The following is a 15648-nucleotide window of genomic DNA, read 5'->3' as shown; positions in this document are numbered from 1 at the left end:
CCCTGATATGCCGCTTTCTTCGCAGTTACAGCAGTACTGGCAGACCGTTTGCGAACGTCTGCCCGAGTCGTTACCCGCGTCATCGTTAAGCGAGCAGGCGAAAAGCGTGCTCACGTTCAGTGATTTTGTGCAGGAAAGCGTCAGCGCTAACCCGGAATGGCTGGCGGAGCTGGAAAGCGCGCCGCCGCAGGCTGACGAGTGGCGGCATTATGCCAGCTGGCTGCAAACCGCGCTGGCAGATGTAACGGATGAGGCCACGCTGATGCGCGTTCTGCGTCAGTTCCGCCGCCGGGTAATGGTGCGCATTGCCTGGGCGCAGGCGCTGGAGCTGGTGAGCGAAGAGAGCACCTTGCAGCAGCTGAGCGAGCTGGCGCAGACGCTGATCGTCGCCGCGCGGGACTGGCTCTATGCTGCCTGCTGTAAAGAGTGGGGCACGCCGTGCAGCGAAGAAAGGGTTCCGCAACCGCTGTTAATTCTGGGAATGGGCAAGCTGGGTGGCTGCGAGCTGAACTTCTCCTCCGACATCGATCTGATCTTTGCCTGGCCGGAGAACGGCTCCACGCGCGGCGGGCGTCGCGAGCTGGACAACGCCCAGTTCTTTACCCGTCTTGGCCAGCGTCTGATTAAGGCGCTGGACCAGCCGACGCAGGACGGCTTCGTCTACCGTGTGGACATGCGCCTGCGCCCGTTTGGCGACAGCGGTCCGCTGGTGCTGAGCTTCGCCGCGCTGGAAGATTATTACCAGGAGCAGGGACGCGACTGGGAGCGCTATGCGATGGTCAAAGCGCGGATCATGGGCGACAGCGACGACGCTTACGCCAACGAGCTGCGTGCCATGCTGCGCCCGTTTGTGTTCCGCCGCTACATCGACTTCAGCGTGATCCAGTCCCTGCGAAATATGAAAGGGATGATCGCCCGCGAGGTGCGCCGCCGTGGGCTGAAGGACAATATCAAGCTTGGCGCGGGCGGCATCCGCGAAATCGAATTTATCGTTCAGGTCTTCCAGCTGATCCGTGGCGGGCGCGAGCCGTCGCTGCAGTCCCGCTCGCTGCTGCCGACGCTGAGCGCCATTGAGCAGCTGCACCTGCTGCCGGACGGCGACGCGCAAACCCTGCGCGAGGCCTATCTGTTCCTGCGCCGTCTGGAAAACCTGCTGCAGAGCATCAACGACGAACAGACCCAGACCCTGCCGGGCGATGACCTTAACCGGGCGCGTCTGGCCTGGGGCATGCGCGTGGACGACTGGTCAACGTTGACCGAACGGCTGGATGCCCATATGGCAGGCGTGCGCCGCATCTTTAACGATCTGATCGGCGACGACGAAAGTGAATCGCCGGACGATGCGCTCTCCGAGCACTGGCGCGAACTGTGGCAGGACGCGCTTCAGGAAGATGACACCACGCCGGTGCTGGCGCACTTAAGCGACGATGCCCGCCATCGCGTGGTGGCCTTAATTGCTGATTTCCGTCTGGAGCTGAACAAGCGCGCCATCGGCCCGCGCGGTCGTCAGGTGCTGGATCATCTGATGCCGCACCTGCTGAGCGAGGTCTGCTCGCGTGAGGACGCGCCGGTGCCGCTGTCGCGCATGATGCCGCTGCTGAGCGGGATTATCACGCGCACCACCTATCTTGAGCTGCTGAGCGAATTTCCGGGGGCGCTGAAGCACCTGATTTCCCTCTGCGCCGCGTCGCCGATGGTGGCCAACAAGCTGGCGCGCTACCCGCTGCTGCTGGATGAACTGCTCGACCCGAACACGCTGTATCAGCCAACGGCGACGGACGCCTACCGGGACGAGCTGCGCCAGTATCTCCTGCGCGTGCCGGAAGAGGACGAAGAGCAACAGCTGGAGGCGCTGCGTCAGTTTAAGCAGGCCCAGATGCTGCGCGTCGCAGCGGCGGACATCGCCGGTACGCTGCCGGTGATGAAAGTGAGCGATCACTTAACCTGGCTGGCGGAAGCGATTATTGATGCGGTTGTCCATCAGGCTTGGGTGCAGATGGTGGCGCGCTACGGCCAGCCGAAACACCTCGCTGACCGTGAGGGGCGAGGGTTTGCGGTGGTGGGTTACGGCAAGCTGGGCGGCTGGGAGCTGGGCTATAGCTCCGATCTGGATTTAATTTTCCTGCACGACTGCCCGGCGGACGTGATGACCGACGGCGAGCGCGAGATTGACGGGCGTCAGTTCTATCTGCGCCTGGCCCAGCGCATCATGCACCTGTTCAGCACCCGCACCTCGTCGGGGATTCTGTATGAAGTGGATGCGCGCCTGCGCCCGTCCGGCGCGGCGGGTATGCTGGTGACCTCAACGGACGCGTTTGCCGATTATCAGAAGAATGAAGCCTGGACGTGGGAGCATCAGGCGCTGGTGCGCGCTCGCGTGGTCTATGGCGATCCGCAGCTCAAAACGCAGTTTGACGTCATCCGCAAGGAGGTTATGACCACCATGCGTGATGGCAGCACGCTGCAAACGGAAGTGCGCGAAATGCGCGAGAAAATGCGCGCGCACCTCGGGAATAAACACCGCGATCGCTTTGATATCAAAGCCGATGAGGGCGGGATTACCGATATTGAGTTTATCACTCAGTACCTGGTGCTGCTGCACGCCCATGACAAGCCGAAGCTGACGCGCTGGTCCGATAATGTGCGCATTCTGGAGCTGCTGGCGCAAAACGACATCATGGACGAGCAGGAGGCCCGGGCCTTAACCCGCGCCTACACCACGCTGCGCGATGAACTTCATCACCTGGCATTGCAGGAGCAGCCGGGGCATGTGGCGCTGGACTGTTTTGTTCATGAACGTGCTCAGGTAACGGCCAGCTGGCAGAAGTGGCTGGTGGAACCGTGCGTAACAAATCAAGTGTGATATTATCGCGCGCAAATTGTGAATCTTTCTGGAGTCAGGAATGAAAGTAACACTGCCAGAGTTTGAACGTGCTGGAGTAATGGTTGTTGGGGATGTGATGCTGGATCGCTACTGGTATGGGCCTACCAGCCGCATATCCCCGGAAGCACCGGTGCCGGTGGTTAAGGTCGACACCATTGAAGAACGTCCCGGCGGCGCGGCAAACGTGGCGATGAACATTGCCTCTCTGGGCGCGCACTCGCGTCTGGTGGGCCTGACCGGCATCGACGATGCGGCGCGCGCGCTGAGCAAGTCGCTGGCGGACGTGAACGTGAAGTGCGACTTCGTTTCTGTTCCGACCCACCCAACGATTACGAAACTGCGCGTGCTGTCGCGCAACCAGCAGCTGATCCGACTCGATTTTGAAGAAGGTTTCGAAGGCGTTGACCCCGAGCCGCTGCACGAGCGTATCAACCAGGCGCTGGGCAATATCGGCGCGCTGGTGCTGTCCGACTACGCCAAAGGCGCGCTGGCCAGTGTGAAGACGATGATTCAGCTGGCGCGTAAAGCCAGCGTACCGGTGCTGATCGACCCGAAAGGCACCGATTTTGAGCGCTATCGTGGCGCGACGCTGCTGACGCCAAACCTCTCCGAGTTTGAAGCGGTGGCGGGCAAGTGTAAATCGGAAGACGAACTGGTTGAGCGCGGCATGAAGATCATTGCTGACTTCGAGCTCTCTGCGCTGCTGGTGACCCGCTCCGAGCAGGGGATGACGCTGCTGCAGCCGGGCAAGGCGCCGCTGCATATGCCAACCCAGGCGCAGGAAGTGTACGACGTGACCGGTGCCGGCGATACGGTGATCGGCGTGCTGGCGGCGACGCTGGCAGCGGGTAACTCCCTGGAAGAGGCATGCTACTTCGCTAACGCCGCGGCGGGCGTGGTGGTGGGGAAACTGGGTACCTCAACTGTTTCGCCAATCGAACTGGAAAACGCGGTGCGCGGCCGCGCCGACACCGGTTTTGGCGTCATGACCGAAGACGAGCTGAAGGTGGCCGTTGCCGCCGCGCGCAAGCGTGGTGAAAAAGTGGTGATGACCAACGGCGTGTTTGACATTCTGCACGCGGGCCACGTGTCGTATCTGGCGAACGCGCGCAAGCTGGGCGACCGCCTGATTGTGGCGGTCAACAGCGATGCGTCGACGAAGCGCCTGAAGGGCGAAACGCGTCCGGTGAACCCACTGGAGCAGCGTATGATCGTGCTCGGCGCGCTGGAAGCGGTGGACTGGGTGGTGTCGTTTGAAGAAGACACCCCGCAGCGCCTGATTGCCGGCATTCTGCCGGACCTGCTGGTAAAAGGCGGGGATTACAAACCGGAGCAAATCGCGGGCAGCGAAGAGGTCTGGGCCAACGGCGGTGAAGTGATGGTGCTCAACTTTGAGGACGGGTGCTCAACCACCAACATCATCAAGAAGATCCAGAAAGACAGTCAGTAAAAAACGGGCCTGTTGGCCCGTTTTTTTATGTCGGGTGGCGGCTGCGCCTTACCCGACCTGCGCGTTCATGTAGGCCCGGTAAGGCGTAGCCGCCACCGGGCACAACAGGCCGCACTTACTCCTGGTCGTCCACCGGTGGAATAGCCGGTGCTGGCTTCACTTCTTCCGGTGCATTACGGTTTTCCAGCTCGGTCAGACGCTGTTCCAGCAGCGCCAGCTTCTCGCGGGTGCGCAGCAGAACCTGGGTCTGCACGTCAAACTCTTCGCGGCTGACTAAATCAAGGCGAACCAGCTGCGCCTGCAGCGTCTGGCGGATTTTCTTTTCTACGTCATCACCAAATTCACGAATGCCTTTCGGCATGGACTCATGAACCTGACGCGCGATCTGCTCAATTTTTTTCGGGTCAATCATAATGGCTTCCCTTGATAAGTCGGTGTTGATGAACATTGTAGCGCGTCATGACCCAGGATAAAGCAGATTTGTTTGAAGCTTATGCATTGCCCAGGTTAATCAATAGCGTTATAGTTATCTTGCTTATTCTCAGGGCGGGGCGAAATTCCCCACCGGCGGTAAATCAGCGTCATGCTGAAAGCCCGCGAGCGCTTTGAGTGAATTCTCAAAGGTCAGCAGATCCGGTGTAATTCCGGGGCCGACGGTTAGAGTCCGGATGGGAGAGAGTAACGATCCAGTCGGGCATGGCCCGCTCACGTTATTTTTTTGCCGCTTGTTCGGCGCTCCTAAGACTGCCCTGATTCTGGTAACCATAAAGTTAATGAGGTTTTTTTACCATGAATCAGACGCTACTTTCCTCTTTTGGCACTTCAATTCAACGTGTTGAACATGCACTGGATGCACTGCGCGAAGGCCGCGGTGTGATGGTGCTTGACGATGAAAACCGTGAAAACGAAGGCGACATGATTTTTGCCGCCGAAAACATGACCGTTGAGCAGATGGCGCTGACCATCCGTCACGGCAGCGGCATCGTATGCCTGTGTATTACCGAAGACCGCCGCCAGCAGCTCGATCTGCCGATGATGGTTGAAAACAACACCAGCGCCTTCGGAACCGGCTTTACCGTGACCATTGAAGCGGCCCATGGCGTGACTACCGGTGTGTCGGCGGCTGACCGTCTGACGACCGTGCGTGCAGCGATTGCCGATGACGCAAAACCATCCGATCTCCATCGTCCAGGCCACGTCTTCCCGCTGCGTGCGCAGCCGGGAGGCGTGCTGACCCGTGGTGGCCACACCGAAGCGACCATCGATCTGGTGACGCTGGCTGGCTTCAAACCGGCTGGCGTACTGTGCGAACTCACCAATGATGACGGCACCATGGCGCGCGCGCCGGAGTGCATCACCTTTGCGCGTCTGCACAACATGCCGGTGGTGACGATTGAAGATCTGGTGGAGTACCGCCAGGCGCACGAGCGCAAAGCCAGCTGAAGTTGCTGATGTGAAAAAGCCGGGGAAACCCGGCTTTTTTGTTGCTAATGATAGTTAATTTTGAATAACACCACGGTTTCGAAAGGACCGGACTGGATAGCTTTTCCTTCTACGGGTGACAACTCTGCGGTGTAATCCTGCTGATATTGCAGCGTGCTGCCCGTAAAATCGGCATATTCTTCATAGTGGTTAAAGGTGTAGGGCTGAGTGCCGTTGAGTATTCTCAACTGCAAGCCATTCCCAATAAGTAATGCCGTGTCCTCAGCGGTGAGCGATTCCGTAGTATAGAACGACGAATCCATTTTGAACCCATCTGAACATTGTGCATCCTGCACCTTCGTCGTCTTCACCGAAAAGGTTCGTCTACGCGTCTGCTGATTCACAATATCGCGCGCGCTGAAGGTGCCAAAATCAATCTCCTGATTCTCCGGGAAAATACTGAACGTCGCCCCACAATCCAGCACGGTAATGTTTTGCAGACCGTTGATGTGATATTTGAGGTTTTTCGCGTCCGACATCTGGTTCACGCCGCCTTTTCCGTCAAACTGGACAACGATGTAATCGCCCAGGGAGCTGACGTAGCCGTGGGGCGGCATCGCTTTGATTTTGACGTATAAGCGCAGGCGAGCAACAAAGGTGCGCGAGGTATGGATATCGTCCGGGTTACCGGAGCAGATCAGGTTTTCCCAGCCCATCTGCCGGATCTGCGCCGGGGTATAAATCGTGATGTTTTGGTTGTCCAGACACTGGCGGGTATCGACGCCGTTAGGCTGGCCGGTTGCATCGTAATCCATCCCTTCATAGGTCACGCCCAGTTCATAATAGGGATCCGATGCGGCAGGATAAGGGTTTACCCAGGCGAAGATATCTTCTTGTTCAAAACCGCCGACAACGTTGTGGTTGCATGTCACCGGAATTTTGATGTCATCTGATTCCCAAATTTTTTCGCCCACCTGCGCATTGCTGGGAATGGCGAACGGCGAGATGGTTTTGGTCTCCTCAACGGGACCGCCGGAGCCGCCCAGATAGCAGTCCAGCGCCAGCGCCTCTTTTAACGGCAGTGCAGAAACCAGCAAAATAAACAGGACATTAGCGAGATTTCGCATCTTTTTCGATCTTCCGTTCGGTAAGTTTGCACTGCGCTGTACCCACGCACTGCACGTCGACCTTTTTCAACGCACCGTAATCGTCGATATAGCCGATGCTGTAATAATTACCGTGGTAGTCACCGGTAGAGGTTGTTGCCGTTGCGAAGGGTGCAAGCATCAGGCTGTCAAAGCCCGGCAGCATGGTTTTGGCATTCTTACTGAGCCAGGCCAGGGTGATGTAGTACGGCGTCGGGTTATGTATAGTCAGCCCTTTCGCGGTGGCTGAAATTTCCATCCGCATTTCTGCCTGCTCGCCGGGCTTTTTGGTAATTGCTTTAGGACGCCAGAACAGTTTGATCCTGCTCTGCATCGCCACCTGCATGACGCTGCGCTCTTCGCTGGCGCTGGTGCTTTTTGGCGGCACTTCGCGCAGGTTGAAATAGAACAGGGATTCCCTGTCTTTTGGCAACTGGCCGGTGGCCGCTTGCTTAACGATCCTGACCTGCGACGCGGAGCCCGCTTCAATGCGTTGAATCGGAGGCAGCGCCATGAAGTGCGTATCCTCCTTGCGGCCTTTCTCATCTTCAATCCAGGAGAGCGCCAGATAGGGTAGCGCTTTGCTCTGGTTTTCTATCTTCAGGCTGCTGGCCTTGTCGCTTTCCGGGAAGACAATGCGCGTGCGGTCCAGGTTAACGGCTGCGTGGCTGGCAAATGCGGTGCCGATAAGCATCAGGCACAGGTTTTTAAGTAGGGTGAATTTCATCATGATTTCTTACTGACATGGCAGTATCAACTGCATACTGTTTTCGAGTTGTGAAGGTAACGCGAAGCGACACTGCTGATTGTCTCCCCACGTTACGCGGAACTGCTGTTCTGGCTCTACGGCGCCCAGCCAGACGTGGCCATCATCGGCGACCATTCCAATCTGTCGATCGTTATCCAGCAGGCGAACAATCGCCCCCAGCGGCGGCGCGCCGGACGGCGTACGTAAGATGCCTGTAATATCGTTGCCTGCGCGGGTTGCAATTTGACGGTACCCGATGGCGCCCTCTGTCCAGGTTGAAGTCACAACGCGGGTGTCCACGTCTACGCCGTCGGGCAGATTGTTCATATTGACCTGCACGCTGGAGGGCGAATAGCTGGAAATGGACGGTAAAACGCCAATGCCAAAGCGGTTGGTTTCATCCCGCGACATGTTCAGCGGGATGTTGCCTACGCCGTCGGTACTGACCATCACACGCGGCTCGTTACCGTAGCTGCGACGATGCAGCGCAGCGCCTTTGGCCGTTGAGGTGAAGGAGCCATTCCAGCTGGCACTCAGGGAGTTGTATTCATTAGCCTTATAACTCCCGGAGAGATTCAGGTCGCCATATGGAGAATAATGTTGATAGTTACCGCTCACCTGCGCGCCGGCATCTGATTTCTCGCTCTCGGTACCTGCGGAAACACCCCAGGTATTGTTGCGGTCTGATGTGTCATACCACGAAACGTTCTGGCTCAGACTGTCGCCGTTACGCAGGTCGTAATTCAGACGATGATCGGGGTCGAGCGGTACGCTCAGTGAGAGGTAGAACTGCGTATCGTCGTCTTCGTCTTCATAGTGCGTTTTACTCCACGACACGGTGACGCCCAGGTTTTTCCAGCGACCAATGTCAAAGTTATAGCCTGCTGTCACGCTGCCCGTTGTTGAGGGGGTGTCATTCCACCAGGTTTGACGCAGCATGTTGACATAGAGGTTGAGCGATAGCGCTGAAATGTACTGGCTTGCCGTCACGCTGAGCGTCTGTTTTTCTGACTGGCGGTCATTATCGTCATCATCCAGAAAACGGGCGTAGCTGAGAAACTGCGGGTCTGAGTAGCGATAGCTGGCGAGCGTAAGCTGGCTACCGGTGGTATCGAAACGTTTACTGTAGTTAAAGCGGTAGCTGTAACCTGTCTGGCTATTCTGATTGGGCAACCGGCTGGTCGCCTGCGTCACGTCAAAAGAGAGGGCGCCCAGGTACTCCATATTTTGTCCGATCCCGGCGGCAACGGACCGGTAACGATCGCCATCGGCGAGCGAACCGCCATAAAGGGAGGTTTGTGACAGCATACCCCAGGATAATTCACCGCTCATAAAGGCGTTATCTTCAACGTCATGAGACGCGTCTTTTCGCGCTTTTCCGGCCGCCAGCTTATAGCGAACCTGACCTTTACGCGTTAAAAACGGCACCGATTCTGCCGAGACCTGGAAGGTGCTGACGCGCCCATCCTCTTCTGTCACCTTGACGTCCAGCGTGCCCTGTACCGACTGGTTAAGATCCTGAATAACAAACGGTCCCGGCGGAACTTTACTTTGATAGATCACGCGATCGGCCAGGCTGACCGTGACCGTCGCGTTGGTTTGCGCAATCCCGATAATTTGTGGCGCGTAACCCCGCAGGGACCATGGTAGCATGCGTTCATCGCTGATCAGGGAGGCGCCGGTATAGGTAAACGCATCAAAAATGGCAGACTGAAAATCCGTTTCGCCAAGGGTCAACTTCGCCCCGAGTGAAGGCAAGGGGCGGAACATGTAAACACGGGAAAAACGTCCGTCATGTTCAGAGCCGGCGTCAGTATGCGTTTGTGAGTACTGATAATCGCTGCGCAACCGCCATGGCCCCATATTGGCACCGGCGGTCCCGTAGGTGTTGGCGTTATCCGAGGCCGATCCGTTATTGGGCTGGTAATGGCTGGCGAACAGGTTGTAATCCAGCAATACGCCCGGCACGCCGTTGTCCCATGTGGAGGGAGGCATCCAGTCAGCGGCACGATACTGCAGCCATGCCTGCGGAACGGTAACTTTTAACGTTTGGGTTGTTTGCTCAAACGTAAAGGTAATATCGGGCCGGGAGGTGAAATCAATGCATCCGTCTTTTTCGGGTAAAGCGTTACGAATATCATCTTTTAGTGCAAAGGTATCAGCCAGTTCAGACGGAATACATACCTGTACTGAATCATTAAACGCTTTCCAGTTAAGCTGCCATCCGTTCGCCAGTGGAACGTCATTAATAGAAACGGTAACAAAATAGCTTCCGGGTATGACGGCTATTTCATCTTTAAAAAGAGAAAGATCGACGCTGCCTCGCTGGTCTTTATCAATGGCATTGATATTAAATTCAGTGGCGTAGGTGAATTTCGTCATTAACAGGGACGCAATGATGATTGTTTTTTGTAATTTATATGTCATCATCCTGTTACTCAAAATAATGTTGCGGACCGACTGACGCATTAAGCCAGTCGGTCTGTTTTGTCGCGTAGTATTATTTGTACATCAGCACATAGTTGGCGGTGGCTTCTACCTGGCCGGCAGTCGCGGTTTTACCTGCAGGCACTTCCATTAACGCTTTAAAGTGCAGCGTTTGAGTAGTGGAGCCTGCCAGCAGATCAACTTCATTAGCCGCGCCCAGCGTGATGTTGGATTCGGCGTTATCCAGCAAACGAACGCCCACGTTCTGTGCGCCGCTGGCATAGGTGTTGGTCATGAGACTGGTGTCAGTCGCGTCTGTTGCTGCGCTGGTGAAGGTGACATCGACTTTGGTAATTGGCGTGTCGGTCTCATCAGCAGGATCGTCAAGCTGGCAGTTTTCCAGGTTAATATCAACCGGAACAGCAGTAGACTTTTTGTTGGCATTAATAACGGCAGTGGTCACTTCACCCAGGTCAACTTCTTTGTCAACGCTGTCCGGTGCAATGCTGCATGGTGCATCAATAACCACGCCTTTAAATTTAATTTTGCCGGAACCCTGTTCTTCCGCGAAGGCAGAACTCGATACAATGGCAGCCATCGCAACCGCTAACAGTACTTTTTTACCCATATACATGAAAATATCCTTTTTCAAATGAATTCATACTCTGAATATTAATTTCAGGATGCAAATTAAGTATACGGGAGGACGGAGAGAGAATGCGATTACTATAGCTTAAACTTATTTTAAGTACATCTTGATATATAGCATCTGATGAATGTAAGTGTAGGCTGGTTTTCATTATTTAGGCACGGGTCTGCGATAATAATGTTACTTTTTTTGACATATTTTTTAGCCGGTAAAAATTGACAATAATTGATACCAATTACTGGTAAAGATTTTAGTTTTATCTTTATGTCACATCCTGACAGTAAAGTCTAATGAGAATGCCTTAATTAAACGTGAAAACATTCAAATTTCCTGATGATGATCTTCATGGTTATCTGCGTTCATCTTTATCTGAATGCGCGTAATGTAGAACCATCAAATTGACATCTTCTCTAAGGATACCACCATGTCTTCTTCCCGTATGCCGGCCCTGTTTTTAGGCCACGGTAGCCCAATGAACGTTCTGGAAGACAACGTCTATACCCGTACCTGGCGTCATCTGGGCGAGACGCTGCCGCGACCGAAGGCGATTGTGGTGGTGTCTGCGCACTGGTTCACCCGTGGCACTGGCGTGACCGCCATGAAAGCACCAAAGACCATTCATGATTTCGGCGGCTTCCCGCAGGCGCTGTACGATACGCATTATCCGGCTCCAGGATCGCCTGAGCTGGCGCAAAAGCTGGTGGATTTGCTGGCTCCTGTCCCGGTCACGCTGGATAAAGAAGCCTGGGGCTTTGACCACGGCTCGTGGGGCGTGCTGATAAAAATGTACCCCGATGCGGATATCCCGATGGTGCAGTTGAGCATCGATAGCACTAAACCGGCAGCCTGGCATCTGGAGATGGGCCGCAAGCTGACGAACCTGCGTGATGAAGGCATCATGCTGGTGGCAAGCGGCAACGTGGTGCATAACCTGCGCACGGCGCGCTGGCACGGTGAGAATACGCCTTACCCGTGGGCGGCCGCTTTTAACGACTACGTCAAAGCGAATCTGACCTGGCAAGGCCCGGTTGAGGAGCATCCGCTGGTGAACTATCTGGATCACGAAGGCGGTTCGCTTTCTAACCCGACGCCGGAACACTTCCTGCCGCTGCTTTATGTTCTGGGCGCATGGGACGGTCAGGAGCCGGTTACTATTCCGGTTGACGGCATTGAGATGGGCAGTTTGAGTATGCTGTCGGTGCAGGTGGGATAATAAAAGCAAAACGGCAACCTCAGGTTGCCGTTTTTAGTGTTTGCACCCTCTCCCAGTGGGAGAGGGCTGGGGTGAGGGCACCAGGCCGCAGTCTTACTCCACAAAGATATGCGGATAAAACCGCGACAGATCCTGGGTGATCAGCGCGCGGTCTTCGCGAATGCCAATCCCGGCGGGCCGATCGTTGATGAGCCAGCTGCCAATCAGCGTATAGCTGTCGCCAAACTTCGGCAGTTGCCAGAATTCCTGGACGATCATTCCTTCTTCGCCGTACGGTCCTTCAACCGCTTCCAGCGTTTTACCGTTTTCGATAATTGAGACGTTCGCCCCTTCGCGGGAAAAAATCGGCTTAACGACGTATTTTTCCATCGGCGGGAAATCATCTTCCGCAAAATAAGCTGGCAGCAGGTTAGGATGGTTCGGGAACATCTCCCACAGCATCGGCAGCAGGGCTTTATTAGAGATAATGCTCTTCCATGCCGGTTCCAGCCAGCGCACGCCCGCGTCTTCCAGCTTGGTGGAGAACATTTCGCGCAGCATGTATTCCCACGGATAGAGCTTGAACAGGTTGCTGATCACCTGATCCTGCATATCCGTAAACTGACCTTTTTCCCCCAGGCCGATATCCTCGATATAGAGGAACTCGGTCGCCACTTCAGCTTCAGCAGCGCAGTCCTGCAGATACTGAACCGTACCACGGTCTTCTTCCGTGTCGCGGCAGCAGGCAAGATGCAGCAGGTTGAAGCCAAACTGCTCCCGCAGCTCGGCAAAACGCTCAATCAGCTTTTCCTGCAGGCTGTTGAACTGGTCGCTGCCTTCCGGCAGGTTTCCGGCGTTCATCTGATCTTCCAGCCAAATCCACTGGAAGAACGCCGCTTCATAAAGGGAGGTTGGCGTATCTGCGTTGTTTTCTAACAGCTTCGGTTCACCCATGCCGTCCCACGCCAGATCGAGGCGAGAGTAAAGCGAGGGCTGATTTGTTTTCCACGACTGCCGGACGAAACTCCAGGTGTGCTTCGGAATACGGAATTTGGTCATCAGCGCGTCGCTGTCGATGACTTTTTCCACAACCTTCAGGCACATCTGGTGCAGCTCGGCCGTCACCTCTTCCAGTTTTTCCACCTGGTCGAGCGTCAGTTTGTAGTAAGCATCTTCACACCAGTACGGCTCCCCGTACATGGTGTGAAAGTTAAAACCGTATTCGGTGGCTTTTTCGCGCCAGTCCGGGCGCTCGGTAATACCGACTCGTTCCATGATCAGCCGCCCATTGAGCGAGTAGAAGTGCCTGTTGCACTACGCTGCATGCTGGTCTGTTTCGCCACAGACTCACCGAACCCACCGCGGGTGATGGTGCTGGTGGTTGCAGGCTTCGGCGCCATCGCGGTTTTCGGAACGGTCACGGTGCGGCCCGGCGTCGCTGCGCCGTAGCCTTTGCCACTGGCATCGGTATATTGACCATAAGCCGGGCTGGCCGGGTTTTTCGAGCTAAACAGCGGTTGCTGCTGATAGCCCGCACCGCCACCCATCAGGCGGCCCATCATGTAGCCTGCCATTAGTGGCATCCAGAAGCTGCCGCTGGACTGCGCCTGCGCCTGATTTTCCGGCGCAGTACCTGCCTGAGCCGGTGTCTGCTGACACTGACCTTCACCAAATTCCGCCACGCAGTCTTCGCGTGAGGCGTATTTTGGCGCGGTGCGTTCCGCTTCTTTCAGCGCGTTGGTGTAGGCGGTTTTACATTCTGCTGCCTGGCCGGTTGCGGCAGAGCAGTCGTCCGCGTTTTGATACAGCGATACCGTTTCGTCGTTTTTCTCACAGCCTGCCAGCATAAAGACAGCGGTTACTGCCAGCGCAACAGGGGTGAGGTGACGTGCGTTCCAGCTTTTGCGGAACGACGCGTGATTGATCGTTTTTGTCCGTTTCATGTTTGTCTTCCAGGACCCAGTGGTAATAACGCTCAGGATAGTGGATGAGTGGTTGAAAATGAAGCGAAGAGAGGCGGAATCAGGGGGATCTTTACGTTGGCTTACGTTCGAGGGGATGCAGATGCGCCCTCTCCCGGTGGGAGAGGGCGTGATAACAACTTTAGTTACGGAACGGGTTAGAGCCTTTGCTGGCGGACGTAGTAGTAGTACGCGCTGCCGCTGGCTGTGCAGCAGGCTCGCTGCCGTTAGCGTTGAAGTTATCAACGGCGGCAACCTGCTCCGGGTTCTCCGGCGCAACGCTGTCCGGAGAGGTGGAGACCGGTTTGCCCAGCGCGCTGTTCAGCATCTGCAGATCCTGCTCGTTCAGCGTACCGAGCGCCTGCTTGATGTTCAGCTGGTTAATCAGGTACTGGTAACGCGCGCTTGAGAGTTGCTGCTTCGCGTTGTACAGCGTGGTGGTCGCGTCGAGAACGTCAACGATGGTGCGGGTACCCACGGAGTAACCGGCTTCCATCGCGTCCAGGGAGCTCTGTGCAGACACCACGGCCTGTTTATAGGCATTGATGCTGCTGATGGAGGCGTTGACGTTGTTGAAGGAGGAGCGAACGGTCTGCACCACGTTGCGGTGCGCGCTTTCCAGCTGCTCGCTCGCGCCAACAAAGTTGTACTGCGCCTGTTTCACCTGGGAATTAACCATCCCGCCCTGATACAGCGGCAGGGAGAAGCTCAGGCCCACTTTGTTCTGACCCATATTGCTGTCGTCATACTGAGCGGAGTTGGTCTTAGAGCCGCTATAGGTGGTATCAGAGACGCCGGTCGACGCGCTCAGGCTCAGAGTTGGCAGATGGCCATCCTGCGCCTGACGGATTTGCTCGCGGGCCAGGTCCTGGCTCAGACGCGCCTGCAGCAACGTCAGGTTGCGGTTTTCCGCCTCTTTCAGCAGGGCGTTAACGGCCTGCGGCTTATCCGTTTTGAAGCTGTCCACGTTCAGGGACGCCAGCTCAGGGTAGTAATTTCCGGTCACCTGACGCAGGGATTCCAGCGCGTTGTCGAGGTTGTTACGCGCGGTCACTTCGTTAGCCAGCACGGTGTCGTACTGTGAACGGGCGTTCTGTACGTCGGTGATCGCCACCAGACCCACGTTGAAGCGCTGGGTGGTTTGATCTAACTGGCGGTAGATCGCCTGTTTCTGCGCTTCGGTGTAGGAGAGCGCGTCAATGGCGCTCAGCACGTTGAAGTACGCGGTTGCAGTATTCAGGATCAGAGTCTGCTGGTCGGTCTGATAGGTCACATCCTGGATGCCCGCGCTCTTTTCCTGCAGGGTCAGGGCGCGCCATTTGGACATATCAAACAGCGTCTGTGTTAATTGCAGTGAGGCGCTGGTAGCATTGGAGTTAACGCCGTTAGCGTCGCGGAAACCGTTGCTGTAGGTATAATCTGCACCTAAACCTAACTGCGGCAGCAGTGGGCTACGCGCTTCGTTAATCTTTTCAAACGCAGCATCACGATCGGCCGCTGATTTACGTAAATCAGGGTTGCCCAGACGTGCCTGCTGGTAGACCTGTAACAGGTTTTCCGCCTGGCTCATTGCACTGAAGCCCGTCAGGCTCAGGCCGATAAGGATGGGGAGCAATTTCTTCATTTGCATTCCTTGTTGTGAAGCAGTATTAGCGCTGATCTAATTAAAAAATAATTGCCGATTCTAACAGAATCATCCACACCAAAAGGTTGGCGTTACGTGCCATCTGGCGGTAATTTGCACCAATCTACCATATAGCCTTACAAACG

12 protein-coding genes and 1 riboswitch are annotated in these 15648 nt (G+C 55.8%); of the genes, 4 read left to right on the top strand and 8 right to left on the bottom strand.

Annotated elements, in window-relative coordinates:
• The first annotated feature begins 7 nt into the window (after nucleotides 1–7).
• Both glnE and hldE read left to right on the top strand, forming a co-directional pair.
• Nucleotides 8–2863 carry a bifunctional [glutamate--ammonia ligase]-adenylyl-L-tyrosine phosphorylase/[glutamate--ammonia-ligase] adenylyltransferase gene (gene glnE / locus HBM95_19575; GenBank protein ID NIH45109.1) on the top strand — a complete coding sequence of 952 codons (2856 nt, stop codon included), beginning with the start codon at nucleotides 8–10 and terminating at the stop codon, nucleotides 2861–2863.
• Nucleotides 2864–2903: 40 nt separating this feature from the next.
• Nucleotides 2904–4334, top strand: coding sequence for a bifunctional D-glycero-beta-D-manno-heptose-7-phosphate kinase/D-glycero-beta-D-manno-heptose 1-phosphate adenylyltransferase HldE (gene hldE, locus HBM95_19570; GenBank protein NIH45108.1), 1431 nt, complete (start codon nucleotides 2904–2906; stop codon nucleotides 4332–4334).
• Between the two features lie 115 nt (nucleotides 4335–4449).
• Here hldE and HBM95_19565 read toward each other — a convergent pair whose 3' ends face one another.
• Nucleotides 4450–4746, bottom strand: coding sequence for an accessory factor UbiK family protein (locus HBM95_19565; GenBank protein NIH45107.1), 297 nt, complete (start codon nucleotides 4744–4746; stop codon nucleotides 4450–4452).
• Between the two features lie 121 nt (nucleotides 4747–4867).
• Nucleotides 4868–5018, top strand: a riboswitch (FMN riboswitch).
• 105 nt (nucleotides 5019–5123) lie between these two features.
• On the opposite strand from HBM95_19565, the gene ribB reads away from it, so the two are divergent.
• Nucleotides 5124–5777, top strand: coding sequence for a 3,4-dihydroxy-2-butanone-4-phosphate synthase (ribB, locus tag HBM95_19560; protein ID NIH45106.1), 654 nt, complete (start codon nucleotides 5124–5126; stop codon nucleotides 5775–5777).
• A gap of 44 nt (nucleotides 5778–5821) precedes the next feature.
• On the opposite strand, the gene HBM95_19555 is transcribed toward ribB, so the two are convergent.
• The 4 genes from HBM95_19555 to HBM95_19540 all read right to left on the bottom strand — a co-directional run bounded on the left by HBM95_19555 (nucleotide 5822) and on the right by HBM95_19540 (nucleotide 10710).
• The gene (locus HBM95_19555) at nucleotides 5822–6883 is read right to left on the bottom strand and encodes a type 1 fimbrial protein (GenBank protein NIH45105.1); all 1062 of its coding nucleotides are present in this window, start codon (nucleotides 6881–6883) and stop codon (nucleotides 5822–5824) included.
• Complete coding sequence (locus tag HBM95_19550) at nucleotides 6867–7628, bottom strand: molecular chaperone (protein NIH45104.1); 762 nt, start codon at nucleotides 7626–7628, stop codon at nucleotides 6867–6869. The genes HBM95_19555 and HBM95_19550 overlap by 17 nt, the downstream gene beginning before the upstream one ends.
• A gap of 9 nt (nucleotides 7629–7637) precedes the next feature.
• Nucleotides 7638–10076: a fimbrial biogenesis outer membrane usher protein gene (locus HBM95_19545; GenBank protein ID NIH45103.1), complete on the bottom strand. Its 2439-nt coding sequence runs from the start codon at nucleotides 10074–10076 to the stop codon at nucleotides 7638–7640.
• A 73-nt stretch (nucleotides 10077–10149) separates the two neighbouring features.
• Nucleotides 10150–10710, bottom strand: coding sequence for a fimbrial protein (locus tag HBM95_19540; GenBank protein ID NIH45102.1), 561 nt, complete (start codon nucleotides 10708–10710; stop codon nucleotides 10150–10152).
• Between the two features lie 439 nt (nucleotides 10711–11149).
• On the opposite strand from HBM95_19540, the gene ygiD reads away from it, so the two are divergent.
• Nucleotides 11150–11938, top strand: a complete 789-nt coding sequence (gene ygiD / locus HBM95_19535) for a 4,5-DOPA dioxygenase extradiol (GenBank protein NIH45101.1) — start codon at nucleotides 11150–11152, stop codon at nucleotides 11936–11938.
• Between the two features lie 93 nt (nucleotides 11939–12031).
• Here ygiD and HBM95_19530 read toward each other — a convergent pair whose 3' ends face one another.
• The 3 genes from HBM95_19530 to tolC form a co-directional block, all read right to left on the bottom strand.
• Nucleotides 12032–13192 (bottom strand): glutathionylspermidine synthase family protein, encoded by a 1161-nt coding sequence (locus HBM95_19530; GenBank protein ID NIH45100.1) that lies wholly within the window; start codon nucleotides 13190–13192, stop codon nucleotides 12032–12034.
• Between the two features lie 2 nt (nucleotides 13193–13194).
• Nucleotides 13195–13860 (bottom strand): DUF1190 family protein, encoded by a 666-nt coding sequence (locus HBM95_19525; protein ID NIH45099.1) that lies wholly within the window; start codon nucleotides 13858–13860, stop codon nucleotides 13195–13197.
• A 160-nt stretch (nucleotides 13861–14020) separates the two neighbouring features.
• Complete coding sequence (gene tolC / locus HBM95_19520) at nucleotides 14021–15502, bottom strand: outer membrane channel protein TolC (protein NIH45098.1); 1482 nt, start codon at nucleotides 15500–15502, stop codon at nucleotides 14021–14023.
• Nucleotides 15503–15648 lie beyond the last annotated feature (146 nt).

It is taken from the genome of Enterobacter asburiae, from assembly GCA_011754535.1.
GTDB lineage: Bacteria > Pseudomonadota > Gammaproteobacteria > Enterobacterales > Enterobacteriaceae > Enterobacter > Enterobacter cloacae_N.
Note: the sequence above shows the minus strand (reverse complement) of the source record. Positions and strands in the feature narration are given on the sequence as shown.

What these genes read in the sequence shown, in the direction of transcription:
- glnE (NIH45109.1), top strand. Translation starts at nt 8, where the DNA reads ATGCCGCTTTCTTCGCAGTTACAGCAGTACTGGCAGACCGTTTGCGAA.
- hldE (NIH45108.1), top strand. Translation starts at nt 2,904, where the DNA reads ATGAAAGTAACACTGCCAGAGTTTGAACGTGCTGGAGTAATGGTTGTT.
- HBM95_19565 (NIH45107.1), bottom strand. Translation starts at nt 4,746, where the DNA reads ATGATTGACCCGAAAAAAATTGAGCAGATCGCGCGTCAGGTTCATGAG.
- ribB (NIH45106.1), top strand. Translation starts at nt 5,124, where the DNA reads ATGAATCAGACGCTACTTTCCTCTTTTGGCACTTCAATTCAACGTGTT.
- HBM95_19555 (NIH45105.1), bottom strand. Translation starts at nt 6,883, where the DNA reads ATGCGAAATCTCGCTAATGTCCTGTTTATTTTGCTGGTTTCTGCACTG.
- HBM95_19550 (NIH45104.1), bottom strand. Translation starts at nt 7,628, where the DNA reads ATGAAATTCACCCTACTTAAAAACCTGTGCCTGATGCTTATCGGCACC.
- HBM95_19545 (NIH45103.1), bottom strand. Translation starts at nt 10,076, where the DNA reads ATGACATATAAATTACAAAAAACAATCATCATTGCGTCCCTGTTAATG.
- HBM95_19540 (NIH45102.1), bottom strand. Translation starts at nt 10,710, where the DNA reads ATGTATATGGGTAAAAAAGTACTGTTAGCGGTTGCGATGGCTGCCATT.
- ygiD (NIH45101.1), top strand. Translation starts at nt 11,150, where the DNA reads ATGTCTTCTTCCCGTATGCCGGCCCTGTTTTTAGGCCACGGTAGCCCA.
- HBM95_19530 (NIH45100.1), bottom strand. Translation starts at nt 13,192, where the DNA reads ATGGAACGAGTCGGTATTACCGAGCGCCCGGACTGGCGCGAAAAAGCC.
- HBM95_19525 (NIH45099.1), bottom strand. Translation starts at nt 13,860, where the DNA reads ATGAAACGGACAAAAACGATCAATCACGCGTCGTTCCGCAAAAGCTGG.
- tolC (NIH45098.1), bottom strand. Translation starts at nt 15,502, where the DNA reads ATGAAGAAATTGCTCCCCATCCTTATCGGCCTGAGCCTGACGGGCTTC.